General features: G+C 40.5%; 13 protein-coding genes. 11 read left to right on the top strand and 2 right to left on the bottom strand.

The genetic code is table 11. The features are described from left to right. Position 1: 1 nt before the first annotated feature. Entirely contained in the window at positions 2-676 is a 675-nt protein-coding gene (locus IGL24_RS07320; protein ID WP_207115729.1) for a response regulator transcription factor, read from the bottom strand. A gap of 142 nt (positions 677-818) precedes the next feature. On the opposite strand from IGL24_RS07320, the gene IGL24_RS07315 reads away from it, so the two are divergent. The 7 genes from IGL24_RS07315 to IGL24_RS07285 all read left to right on the top strand — a co-directional run bounded on the left by IGL24_RS07315 (position 819) and on the right by IGL24_RS07285 (position 7,503). After that, a complete protein-coding gene (locus IGL24_RS07315) occupies positions 819-1,544 on the top strand; it encodes a polyphosphate polymerase domain-containing protein (protein ID WP_207699537.1) in 726 nt (241 codons plus the stop codon). Next, entirely contained in the window at positions 1,534-2,208 is a 675-nt protein-coding gene (locus IGL24_RS07310; RefSeq protein ID WP_207115731.1) for a DUF4956 domain-containing protein, read from the top strand. The genes IGL24_RS07315 and IGL24_RS07310 overlap by 11 nt, the downstream gene beginning before the upstream one ends. A gap of 15 nt (positions 2,209-2,223) precedes the next feature. Further along, on the top strand, positions 2,224-4,068 hold the full coding sequence (locus IGL24_RS07305; protein WP_207699538.1) for a carbohydrate-binding domain-containing protein: 1,845 nt from the start codon (positions 2,224-2,226) through the stop codon (positions 4,066-4,068). Positions 4,069-4,347: 279 nt separating this feature from the next. Beyond that, on the top strand, positions 4,348-5,421 hold the full coding sequence (locus tag IGL24_RS07300) for an ABC transporter permease (RefSeq protein ID WP_207699539.1): 1,074 nt from the start codon (positions 4,348-4,350) through the stop codon (positions 5,419-5,421). 4 nt (positions 5,422-5,425) lie between these two features. Further along, positions 5,426-6,109, top strand: coding sequence for an ABC transporter ATP-binding protein (locus IGL24_RS07295; protein ID WP_207115734.1), 684 nt, complete (start codon positions 5,426-5,428; stop codon positions 6,107-6,109). A 19-nt stretch (positions 6,110-6,128) separates the two neighbouring features. After that, the gene (locus IGL24_RS07290; protein ID WP_207699540.1) at positions 6,129-6,746 is read left to right on the top strand and encodes a TetR family transcriptional regulator; all 618 of its coding nucleotides are present in this window, start codon (positions 6,129-6,131) and stop codon (positions 6,744-6,746) included. A 178-nt stretch (positions 6,747-6,924) separates the two neighbouring features. Beyond that, a complete protein-coding gene (locus tag IGL24_RS07285; protein WP_207699541.1) occupies positions 6,925-7,503 on the top strand; it encodes a histidine phosphatase family protein in 579 nt (192 codons plus the stop codon). Between the two features lie 75 nt (positions 7,504-7,578). Here IGL24_RS07285 and IGL24_RS07280 read toward each other — a convergent pair whose 3' ends face one another. Continuing rightward, positions 7,579-8,460 (bottom strand): MurR/RpiR family transcriptional regulator, encoded by an 882-nt coding sequence (locus tag IGL24_RS07280; RefSeq protein ID WP_207699542.1) that lies wholly within the window; start codon positions 8,458-8,460, stop codon positions 7,579-7,581. Between the two features lie 211 nt (positions 8,461-8,671). On the opposite strand from IGL24_RS07280, the gene IGL24_RS07275 reads away from it, so the two are divergent. The 4 genes from IGL24_RS07275 (at position 8,672) to IGL24_RS07260 (ending at position 12,828) form a co-directional block, all read left to right on the top strand. Further along, positions 8,672-9,709 (top strand): Gfo/Idh/MocA family oxidoreductase, encoded by a 1,038-nt coding sequence (locus tag IGL24_RS07275; RefSeq protein WP_207699543.1) that lies wholly within the window; start codon positions 8,672-8,674, stop codon positions 9,707-9,709. Positions 9,710-9,875: 166 nt separating this feature from the next. After that, entirely contained in the window at positions 9,876-10,910 is a 1,035-nt protein-coding gene (locus IGL24_RS07270) for a LacI family DNA-binding transcriptional regulator (protein ID WP_207699544.1), read from the top strand. A gap of 133 nt (positions 10,911-11,043) precedes the next feature. Beyond that, positions 11,044-12,378 (top strand): PTS sugar transporter subunit IIC, encoded by a 1,335-nt coding sequence (locus tag IGL24_RS07265; protein WP_207699545.1) that lies wholly within the window; start codon positions 11,044-11,046, stop codon positions 12,376-12,378. A gap of 12 nt (positions 12,379-12,390) precedes the next feature. After that, positions 12,391-12,828, top strand: coding sequence for a DUF3284 domain-containing protein (locus tag IGL24_RS07260; RefSeq protein ID WP_207699546.1), 438 nt, complete (start codon positions 12,391-12,393; stop codon positions 12,826-12,828). Positions 12,829-12,877: the final 49 nt, after the last annotated feature.

The following is a 12,877-nucleotide window of genomic DNA, read 5'->3' as shown; positions in this document are numbered from 1 at the left end:
ATCACTCTCCCTGCAAGATATAGCCAACATTACGTAACGTTTTGATTTCCTTGTCTAAACCCGTTTCACGTAGATGCTTTCTAAGATTACTCATATAGACTTCGACGACAGTGATCGTCGTGTCTGAATCAAATCCCCAAATACGGTCAAAAATCTGTTCTTTTGTCAAAATGATCCCTTTATTTTGCAAAAAATAAACAAGCAGTTCAAATTCTTTCCCTTGGATCGGTAGAAGTTGTTTCTTATATTCGACCGTATTTTGGTGCAAATCGCAGATGATTTCTTGATACGCCAACGAATGTTCATTAAATAGTCCCAGCGAACGTTTCAATAATGCTTTGATGCGCATCAGTAATTCTTCCCGATAAAAGGGCTTGGTCAAATAGTCATCCGCACCGCGCTCAAAGCCTTCAATCTTATCTTCTAAGCCATCTTTTGCTGTCAAGATCAGCACAGGAGTCATCATTTTCTGTTTCCTTAGCTGTGCTAATACTTCATACCCATTCATTTCAGGGATCATCAAATCAAGAACTGCTAGATCATAAACCCCAGATTCTAATTCATATAACCCTTCGCTACCATCATAGACTTGGGTCACTTCACCGATTTCAGAAATGATTTCTTTGATATTCTCCGACAATACGTGATCATCTTCAATCACTAATAATTTAATCATACGTTACACCTCAATTGTTTTAGCATACGTGTTGATTTTACCATGATTAGCATAAAGAAAACTTAAATTTCGGATTAAGTTACGTTTAAGCTAACCTTTGTATGCTAGATGACATCACTTAAGAAAACCAGGAGGAAAGAAAATGAAATTAAAAAATGTATTTCAACGCAAAGAAACAAAATACCTATTGACTACGACTCAGTTTCATTCGTTTATTGAAGAACTGAAAAAACAGATGCAGATCGACGATTACGGGTTGCATACGATTTTATCGTTGTACTTTGATACAGCAGACGATCGTTTTATTACAAATTCCATGAATAAGCCGAGATACAAAGAAAAATTCAGGGTGCGAAGCTACGGGGTGCCGACTGATTCATCGCTCGTTTTTTTGGAAATCAAGAAAAAGGTCAATGGGATTGTCTATAAAAGGAGACTGCCGCTAACTTATTCTGAGTATCTAAAATGGCTCCAAACAAAAGACTTTCCTAGCGAAAACCATGAACAGATCCAACAGGAAGTTGATTGGTTATTCAGAAGAAATCCGGATTTGTCACCGAAGACAATGATCATTTATGAGCGAATGTCGCTATTTGGCAAAACCGATCCTGACTTTCGTGTAACCTTTGATCAACACATCCGTTTTCGCCAAACAAATCTAGATCTAGCCATCACCGGAGAAGAAAACTTAGTCGCACCAGAACTTGGCGTATTGATGGAAGTCAAAGCGCTGGGGGCATATCCTTTGTGGTTTGTCGAGTTACTCAATGCGTATCAACTGAGAAAAGGAAGTTTTTCAAAATACGCAGAAACGTATAAGCGACATTTATTTATTCAAACAAAGGAGGAAAATCAACATGTTATCTAGTTTGATCGAATCAGGTACGACTATTCAACCATTCCAGTTATTGCTATGTATCGCCACCTCACTACTATTAGGTTTATTAGTCGCCTTTATCCATATGCAACGGAATGTCTATACAAAAAGTTTTGTCGTTACTGTTGCAGTCTTACCGATACTCGTTCAATCCGTCATCATGCTAGTAAACGGGAACCTGGGAACAGGGCTAGCAGTTGTTGGTGCGTTCAGCTTGATTCGCTTTCGTTCCGTCGCTGGTGGGTCAAGGGAGATCACGAGTATTTTCTGGTCAATGGGTATCGGGATTGCTACAGGGATGGGCTATGTGACGTATGTACTAATATTTTCAGTGATTGTCGCAATCTTTTTATTAGTACTGTACCTTTCACCATTTGGCAATCAGAATAAAGTAGCTGAAAGAGAATTGAAAGTAACGATCCCAGAAGATTTAGATTATCCTGAACTATTTACTGATATTTTTGAGAAATACACGTATACGCATCACCTCAGTTCAGTCCGAACAACGACAATGGGCAGTCTGTATGAATTACGCTATATCCTCTTATTGAAAGATCACCAACAGGAAAAAGAAATCATTGATCACATCCGTGTACGTAATGGCAATTTACCGATCGTACTAGGAAAAGTAGCAACAAATCGCGAGGAATTATAAAGAGGAGGAACGCGCATGAAAAAAATCTATTCATTGATTACCGCCAGCCTATTATTGACCGCCTGTTCTTCAGCAGATTCGACTTCTTCGAATCAGGCGAGTACAGACGCGACCGAAGCAAGTACGGCGACAACGCTGTCTACTGATGCGACAACGACAGAACAACAAACGACTTATGGCACCTATGAGACAGAAGATTTAACAACGAGCTATGAGAAAAGTTCTGCCATCGACATCCAATTAGGCGAGAAGACAGAAGTTAAAGGAGAAGGGGTCGAAGTAGTGGACGAACAAGTAACGATCACGCAAGGAGGAAACTATGTGATCAGCGGGACTCTGACTGACGGCCAATTGATCGTGAATGTGCCAAAAGAAGAAAAAGTCCATCTTATCTTCAATGGTGTAACAATCACCAATTCTAACGGGCCGGCTGTTGCGATCCAACAAACAGAAAAGGCGATAGTAACCCTAGCAGAAAATACCGAAAATCATTTATCTGATGGTGAAAACTATACACTTGCTGAAAACGAAACGGAACCAGACGCAACACTATACAGTAAAGAAGATTTGACCATCAACGGAACCGGTGCATTGACTGTCGATGGAAACTATAGCAACGGCATTCGTAGTAAAGATGATTTGATCTTGATATCTGGCACTTACACGATCAACGCGAAAAATAATGGGTTGAAAGGAAAAGATGCTGTAGCCATCAAAGGAGGAAACTATCAAATCACCACGGAAGAAGGGGATGGAATCCAAGCGACCAACGCAGAAGATGAAACAAAAGGATATGTAGCGATCGACGGTGGGATTTTCGAGATAAATAGCGGAAGAGACGGTGTCCAAGCGGAAACTGCTATCAATAGCCAAGAAGCAGAAATCACGATCCAAACCGCCCAAGGAGCAGACAGCACCAATTTAGATACTAATGAAAGTTATAAAGGAATGAAAGCCGGTAACAACGTATTGATCAGTAGCGGAACGTATGTCATCAACAGTGCAGATGACAGTATCCATACAAATAATCTTGCGGAAATAACCGGAGGCACGCTCACGTTAAGCTCTGGGGATGACGGCATCCACACGGACAACGAATTGACCTTCAATGGCGGTATGATCGAGATCCAGCAATCCTATGAAGGAATCGAATCGGCAGTCATTACCTTTAATGACGGAGAAATAAATGTCACTGCCAGCGATGATGGGATCAATGCTGGTGGTGGTAGTGACACAGAAACAACGACTGGTCAATTTGGCGCTGACAGCTTTGGCGGACCACCCGATGCGTCGGATGATAGTAAAAAAGTGATCATCAACGGTGGTACTGTCTATGTCAATGCAGAAGGTGATGGTTTAGATAGCAATGGCACTATCGAGATGTCAGGAGGGACGATGTTGATCGACGGCCCAGTAAATGGCGGCAACGGTGCATTAGATTACGGTGGAACCTTTACTTTAACCGGTGGAACCTTTGTGGCAGCTGGTTCCAATGGGATGGCGCAAACCGTCAGCGATAGTTCCACTCAGGCAACGGTGGCAATCAGTTATGACACTGTCCAACAAGCAGATACACTGATGAGTATCACATCAGAAGCAGGGGAAGCAGTGCTTGCCTATCAACCATCAAAAAATTATCAAACAATCGTTGTCTCCTCACCACAGCTTGCGGTTGGGGAAACGTATACTATTGCTAGCGGCGGAAGCACTCAAACTGAAGGTAAAAATGGTCTTAGTGAGCAGCCGACAGTCAGTGGTGCGAATGATCTAGGGACTTTCACTTTCTCAAATACTTCAATGACGATCTCTCAATCCGGTGAAGCAGTCTCCTTTGGTCAAATGGGACCAGGAGGATTTTAGATGTTAAATCTGTAAGGTAAAGTAATAATAGCGACCACCAAGATAGTATGCCAATAAGCACTATTTTGGCGGTTGCTTTTCGTTTATTCCTTGCATACTATGAAAATCATTGCTCGCATCCAGCTAAGCAGTTCTCAGTGTTTTTTTCTTTAAAAAAATAATAATCTTATGAACTGAATAAGCAAACCAAGCAATTGACTTTTGGTCGATACAAGCGCTATACTTTTCTCCAGTGACACTTTGTCACTCGCAAAGTGATCGAAATGGAGGAATCAAAAAATGTTTTTAGCGATAAAAGAAATGCGCTATGCCAAAATGCGTTATGGACTGATCATTGGGATCATGTTTTTAATCGCCTATGTCGTTTTTATGTTGACAGGTCTAGCAAGCGGACTATCCGAAGAGTTCAAAAAAGCCATCGTTGACTGGCAAGCACAAGAAATCGTATTGTCTGAAGATGCAAATAAAGTATTTGCTGCTTCCCAATTAGTAAGAGGAGACGTGGATCAGGTCGACGCCAAAGATAAAGCGCCGATTGGTTTGTTCAGCGGAGCAGTCAAGGCAGAAGAAAAGGAAAATATCACTGTCTTCGGTACGACTAGAGATGCGTTTTTATTGCCTGACTTATTGGAAGGCGAGATGTTTAAACAAAAAAACGAAATCATTATTTCCAAAAATATGGCTGATCTAGGTTTTTCGATCGGCGAAAAAATTAAAATAGGTAGCTATGATGAAGACTTGACGATCGTGGGGATTTTCCCAGAGACTTACTATACCGTGGGACCGGTCGTTTATACGGATCTTGATACATGGACACAGCTGAAATTTGGCGATCAACCGTTTGCCTCTGATGAGAAAAAACCAATCAATGCCATCGTCACCAAACAAGCAGCCACCATTCAAACAGACGGTGGATCAAAAACACTGCAAAAATTGTCGATTGAAGACTTTATCCAAAGTCTACCAGGATATTCTGCACAAAATATGACATTGAATGCGATGATCTATTTCTTATTCGTTGTCGTTGCAGCTGTTGTCGGCATCTTTATGTACGTGATCACTTTACAGAAAACAGCAATTTTCGGCGTGATGAAAGCGCAAGGGATCAGAAATTCATTTATCGCTCGGTCACTAGTAGCGCAAGCATTCATTGTCGGCTTTGTCGGTGTCCTATTCGCTGTCGTCCTAGCTTACTTGACTAGCTTGATCTTACCAGCAGCCATGCCGTTTGCCATCATTTGGTCGCAATGGCTATTGTATAGCGGGATCTTGATCGTCGTAGCCATGATCGGTGGTCTGTTCTCGATCCGAACAGTCGCTAAAGTTGATCCAGTAATTGCGATAGGAGGATAATGAAATGAAAGAAATCTTGACAATGAAAAAGATCGTCAAAAAATTTGGTAATGGACGTACAGAAGTGACTGCACTAAAAGAAATCGATTTTTCAGTGAAGCAAGGAGAATTTGTTAGTATCATTGGTCCTTCAGGCTCAGGAAAAAGTACCTTTCTAACAATCTCTGGTGGCTTACAAACACCTAGTTCAGGCGAAATAACCATTAACGGACATTCTTTTTCCGAATTAAATGAAAAAAAGCGAGCGGATTTACGCTTTAAGGAGATTGGTTTTATTTTACAAAGTTCGAATTTGATTCCTTTTCTAAAGGTCAAAGAACAATTTTATTTAGTTGATCGTGTCGCTAAGAAAAAAGAAGAGGACAAACGAATCGACGAACTGCTGAAATCACTAGATGTCTACGAATTGAAAGACAGCTATCCGAAAGATCTATCCGGCGGGGAACGACAACGTGTAGCGATCGCGAGAGCATTGTTCAATGAGCCAAGCTTGATTTTAGCAGACGAACCGACAGCAAGTTTAGATACCGACCATGCATATGAAGTTGTTAAATTACTAGTGAAAGAAGCACATGAGAAACAAAAAGCCACGGTCATGGTCACACATGATTCTCGAATGATCCAATGGAGCGATCGTGTCTATCGCATGGAAGACGGTTATTTGACAGAGCAATCAATCACAGAGTAAGCAGTAAGGGAGAATGCTTATGCCGAAAGAGACTTTTTTTAACATTTCTAAAGAAAAGCAGCAATGGATCTTAGAGATTTTACTCGATAAATTTTATGATCGGCACATCAGCCAAGTCAAAGTCTCCGAAATCGTTGAAGCCATGGAAATGTCCCGCGGTGCATTTTATAAATATTTCCAGGATTTGGAAGATGCATACACATTTACTGTACGAAACTACTCCAATCGAGTCCACGGAGATATCATTGCATCGATCAATCGAAATCGAGATCACTTTTTCTTAGGCATCGAAGAATACCTTGCTTGGTGTGGTGGATTAAGCAAGGATAGTCCTTATTGGCGATCGATCAAATTACTGACCCGAGTGAGTGACCTTGGTTCATCAAAACGTTTACCTACTAACCACGATTCGTCTATGGTCCAACAATGGCTGGATTTATTGAAAATCAACCAGATCAGCATGGACACAACAGAAGAAGCAATCAGCTTTTTATATTTCGTGATGGCTCTTGTCATGAATTCTTTGACCGATTATATGGTCAACCAATGGACGGCAGAAGAACTGATCGAAGATTTCCGCTATAAAGTCAAATGGTTAGAAATAGGGATAAAAAGCAAGAATGCGAATGAACAATAGAAAGTAAGCATACGAAAATAAGCGCCTCCTTCCACAGATTTATTCTGTATTTGGAAAGAGGCGCTTATTTTTGTCACAAACTCATCGAAAAGGAAATTTCCCTATTGACTTAGAGTTCACTCCAGAGGCTATACTAAAAAGTGAACATACATACACAAATCGATATGGAGGACTCGTGATGAAAAAACTTTATCTTATGCGGCATGGTCAAACGTTGTTCAATCAATTAGGCAAAATCCAAGGTGCTTGTGACTCTCCTTTGACAGAAGCGGGAATCAGACAAGCAGAAGTGGCGAGAGAATATTTCCAGACCAATCAAATCCCTTTAGATGCGTATTATTCATCGACCCAAGAACGAGCATCCGATACGTTAGAGATCATTATCGGACAAAAGGAATACCAGCGGAGTAAAGGGTTAAAAGAATGGAATTTCGGGCGATTTGAAGGGGAAAGTGAAGCCTTGAATCCGAAAAGACCAGTTGGGGAAACTTCCTATGGCGATTCGTTTGTCCCATATGGTGGCGAGTCTGCAAAAGAGCTGCAACAAAGAATGAACGCGACCTTGACCGATATCATGGAAAAAGACCATCAAAACGTTTTAGCAGTGAGCCACGGTGGTGCGATGTACTTATTCATCCAAAAATGGTTGCCTTATGAACAAGTGGCTAAGATAAAATTTGCAAATTGTTGCATTTTAGAATTTGCGTATAGCGATCATCAATTTAAATTCATACAAGCGATCAATCATCAATTTTAAGAAATATTTTTGCTTCAGATAAATAGCCTAAAGACAGAAGCGCTAGTTCTCCTGTCTTTAGGCTATTTATAATTGCTACAGCTCTTGCTTTTTGTATTCCTTTAACAGTCCTTTTTGGATCAATTCTTGTTTTTCTTTCAAGTTCAATAAATTTTCTTGATAGTTTTGGGCATACATCAAGGAGTACAAGGTATTTAAGACGTAGTCAAAGGCAATTTGAGAAGAAAAGGTGGCTACTTTCGCAAAATCATATTCTTCCTGGGAAACGACTAGCCGCATCGCTGCTTTTTTTGCCATTTCAGACTGTTCATTTCCTGTAATCAATAAACTAGGCGCTCCGATATGGGTTAGATAAGTAAGAATCCGTTCATAATGATGGATGCGCCCACTATAGCTAATAAAGATGGCACAATCATTCTTCGTTAAATTAGCCGCATTCCAAGATGAATCACTATATTCTTCGGCTAAGATCAAGAACTTATTCAACTTTACTAATTTATTTTGGAATTTCCGTGCGGTTGTTTGCGAATCTCCTTTCGCAAATAAAAAGATGCGTTCCGCTTGGTTCAAGACCGTCGCAATTTTTTCTAACGATTGATCTTCAATTTGAAATTGGGCTTTTTTTATTGCTTGAATCGATAAGTCCGCCATTTTTTTGGCAATCATCTTCGGATCATCTTCGACGGTAAAAGGAAAATTGGGATCGATCACTTGATTGAACTGGGCAACCAACTGATGGACTTCTCGCCCAAATTCAAAACGAAATTCTTTAAATCCACTATAACCGAGCTTTTTACAAAATCGGATGATGGCCGAGTGGGAGGTGTAGGTCTCCTTTGCAAGCTCTTCGATCGTCATATAAACAGCTGCTTCTCGGTTCAATCGTAGATAGTCTGCGATCCGTTTTTCATTTGTCGTAAATGTTTCCTGTGACACTAATTTCTCTTCAATAAGCATACACAACACCTCACAATCTATCTTACTGAATAACTCGAAAAATAACCACTTCTTTTTACAGCACTTTAATATTGAACATCTTTTTCAGAAATCATGCCCTTCTGTCAGTTTCTTTGAACATTTTTGCCAAAAAAACAAGAAACGATTCTCTTTTTTTCATTCTGTCTTATACTTAAAAATAAGAAACGAATCGAAAGTAGGAGGAAACGACATGTTAACAATCGCATACTTAGGCAATGGCAAAAGTACCAATCGCTATCACTTACCGTTCTCAAGAAGACTACCAGACAAAATCAAGGTCAAAAAAATATTCTCACCATCGGCACCGGCATGGGAAACATTTGATGACATCGAATATACCAATCAGTTGTCTGATTTGTGGGAAGATCCTGAGATCCAATTAATCGTCATCACGACCCCCAGTCAGTTTCATGCAGAATATGCAAAGCTTGCTTTAGAAAACGGTAAGAACGTTTTAGTCGAAAAACCCTTTGCCGAAAATTCAAAAGAGGCGAAAGAGCTATTTGACTTAGCAAATGAAAAAGGATTGTTCATCCAATGTTACCAAAATCGTCGCTTTGATTCAGATTTTTTGACGGTCCAAAAAGTCATTGAAAGCGGGAGGTTAGGTGATATTTTAGAACTGGAGATGCACTATGACTATTTCCGCCCAGAAATCCCAGAGAATACAACAGAATTTTCAGTGGCAAATAGCTACCTTTATGGTCATGCTTGTCATACCGTTGATCAGGTGCTTTCTTACTTTGGTGAACCAGATGATATCCATTATGATGTCCGCCAACTATTAGGTACTGGACGGATGAATGATTACTTTGACTTAGACTTTTACTATGGCCGTATGAAAGTTTCCATCAAATCTAGTTATTTCCGTATCAAAGAACGACCAAGCTTTGTCGTCTATGGCAAAAAAGGGATGTTCGTCAAACAGACGAAAGACCGTCAAGAAGAACACTTAAAAATGTTCTATATGCCTGAAAATGCAGATTTTGGTATTGATCAACCCGAACACTACGGCGTATTGACGTACATGGATGAAGAAGGAACTTATCACGAAGAGAAAGTCGTTTCTGAAGTCGGTGATTATCGACGTGTGTATGAAGGGATTTACGAAACATTGATCAACGGCGCAGAAAAAATCGTTAAAGATGAAGAAACGTTGTTGCAAATGAAAATACTCGAAACAGGCATCCAACAGATCGAGGAAGCGAGAAAGGTATTTGAGGATTGAATATCTACAAAAACTCAATAGATACCCACAGCATCATTAAAGAAGCACTGAAATCCCAAGCTATTTTTTGGGGTTCAGTGCTTCTTTCCTTAAACACCAAATCCCTATTCGCCTTTTCCTCATTATTCTGGTACTATTTAGTAAACAGTAAACAAGAGGTGAGAGGATGGCGTCTATACGTGATATTGCAAAAATCGCTGGGGTTTCAGCAGCTAGTGTTTCTCGTATCCTAAACGAAGACCCGACATTTAGTATCAACGAACAAACACGCGTGCGAGTGATTGAGATCGCCAATCAATTAAATTATTCTGTCGATAAAAATAAACGTGGAACTCGAAGCTTAGGTGACGAAATGACGATTGCTTTGATCGTACGACATCAAGTAGAGGCAGAATTGGATGATCCATATTTCCGCAAGATTCGTGGTGGTATCGAAAAAGAAGCCGCCAAGTGGCGCTTTCGCACGATACGTGCTTTTCACATGAGAGATGCGCATAAAGAATGGAAAGAGTTAGCGAAGTATGGGGCCGTCATCATGATCAGCGAAATGACGATCGAAGCAACGAAAAAAATCGCTGCAATCAATCCGAATTTGATCTTGGTGGATAATTACTCCAACTCCGAAGAATTTGACTGTATCCAGACAGACTTCCAACAAAAAACAGTCGAGGTCTTGGAAGTACTCCATCGTAAAGGGCATCGGAATATCGCATTTATCGGCGGACACAGCAGTCGAGTGGCTGAAAACGGAGAAGTCCATAAAAGCAAAGAAGAAATCCGCGCAGAGTCGTACTTGAAATGGATGAAACTAAATGGACTCCAACAATATGCTACGGTGTATCAAGGAAACTGGAAACCCGAAGATGGGCTTCGCTTAGGCAAAGAGATGTTGGCCCAACAATCACCACCAACAGCCGTCATCGTTGCCAGTGATCCGATGGCGGTCGGTGTTTATAAAGCTATCAGTGAAGCAAATAAAAAAATCCCTGAGGATATCGCTGTCGTAAGTTTTGACGATATCGAAATGGCGCAGTTCATGACGCCAAGCTTATCAAGCATCAAAGCGAATCCTGAAGAAATGGGCCGCTTAGCGGTGCGTTTAGCAAAAGAGCGCATGTTGAAAGAACGGACGATGCCGATTCGAGTGATCTGTCGCAGTCAGCTCGTTTTACGAGATTCCATTGGACACTCATCTGATTAATAGTATGTTAAAAAAGTTCGAGAAAGAAAGTTTCTTGAACTTTTTTTATTTTTCTCTTGTGTAAACATTAAGTAAACAATTATACTCGCAAAGTAAACGTTTGCATAAAAATGAATAAAAGGAGTTATCAAACATGAAGTTTGTCGATAAATTAGCTGAAAAAATGGTTCCTGCTGCCACACTGATCGCAAATAATAAATATCTGCTTAGTCTCCGAGACGGTTTTATGATGGCTTTTCCTGCAACAATGTTTGCTTCGATCATGATCATTATCCAAAATTTGCCAACAACGTTTGGCTTCGCTACGTTTCTACCGGATGCGTTCAATATTTTTTTAAATGAATTTTTTGGTCCTGTAGGAAATGCGACAATGAGTATTTCTGCACTTTTTATCGTTTACGGGATCGGCTACCAATTAGCTGGTCATTATAAACAGCCGCAAGTCTTTGCTGGTGCCATTTCACTTTCTTGTTTCATCATGCTTTTGCCATTTGGAAGTGACGAAGCAATGGGGACCTTTATTCCTTTATCTAAACTAGGCGCTGAAGGAATGTTCGTTGGTATTTTGACAGCGATTGTCGCGACAGAAATTTATAGCCGCATCAGTCGTTCTGGATTTACGATCAAAATGCCAGAATCTGTACCGCCGATGATCGCTGAATCTTTTGTGGCAATCATCCCTGGTGCTGCTCCTTTATTTTTATTCAACATCATCCGTTACTTGTTTACTTTTACGACATGGGGAAATGCAGTCGATTTCGTTTATCAGATGTTGCAACAACCTTTGATGGGGCTAGGCGGGACTTTGCCAGCTGTGTTGATTGCTGTCTTCTTTACGCAACTTTTCTGGTGGTTCGGTATCCACGGTACATTAGTTGTCAATGCGGTGATCGATCCGATCATGGGAGCATTGGCGATTGAAAACTTTGAAGCGTATAAAGACGGCGTAGAGCAGTTGCCACATATCATCAATACGACGTTTATGGGCGTTTTCGTCAATCAAGGGATGCAACTTGGGATTTCGATCACGATGGCGTTCTTTATTGCTCGTTCGATCCGCATGAAGAAAACGATGAAAACGATCATTGCACCAGCGATTTTTAACGTATCTGAACCAATGACGTTTGGCTTACCCGTTGTATTGAACCCTGTAGCATTCATCCCTTGGATCCTAGCGCCGCTGGCTTCCACGACGATCTCATACTTTGCTATTTACTTTGGTTTGGTTCCTCGTCCAATCGGAGCAACAGTAGTCTGGACTACTCCAATTTTACTTTCAGGTTGGTTGGGGACAGGTTCGATCACCGGCGCTCTTTTACAAATCGTAACAGTAGTAGTAATGACACTGATCTGGGTACCATTCTTAGTTGCGATGGACCGTGAATACTTGAATGAAGAACGTCAACAAGTAAAACAAGAAAAAGAAAATCAATTGATGGACGGGAAGATCACCATCGAAGAACAGTAGGGAGTGAGCTTTGTGCGAATCGATACATTGAACTACCGAAAGAAGATCCCGACAAAAGCTACAGAATTTTACCAAGTACTACTTGAGGAACAATTGAATTATTTTCAAAGCAAGGATGCTTCGATTATAGAGCTGACAGAAGGAACAACTGTCATAACTGCCTTGCAAACGAAGCTAGGACAAACGAGCGTTGAAAGTACGATGACGATCCGCCGATTGGTCAAGGATGAATTACTTGAAATGACGACTGATTACGCAGGAGGAAAAATCATTCAAACGTACCAACTGAAAAGTCAAGAAAACGATCAATTCACGTTGTTGTATTCCGAAAGAAATGAATTGGTCGATGCTAAAACTCAGTTAAGCTTGCTGTTTGTCCTGCCTTTTTACAAATTCTTTTACAATCGGAATTTAGCAAAACGAGTCAATTATTTGCTGCAAAAGATTTAGTCTTTTGGTAAACAACCAAGCGACGTATATCCTTTTTTCTAACTATAAA

The sequence above is a fragment of the Enterococcus sp. DIV2371 genome, from assembly GCF_050498525.1.
Taxonomy (GTDB): Bacteria; Bacillota; Bacilli; order Lactobacillales; family Enterococcaceae; genus Enterococcus_B; species Enterococcus_B mangumiae.
This window is presented reverse-complemented; position numbering and strand designations above follow the sequence as displayed.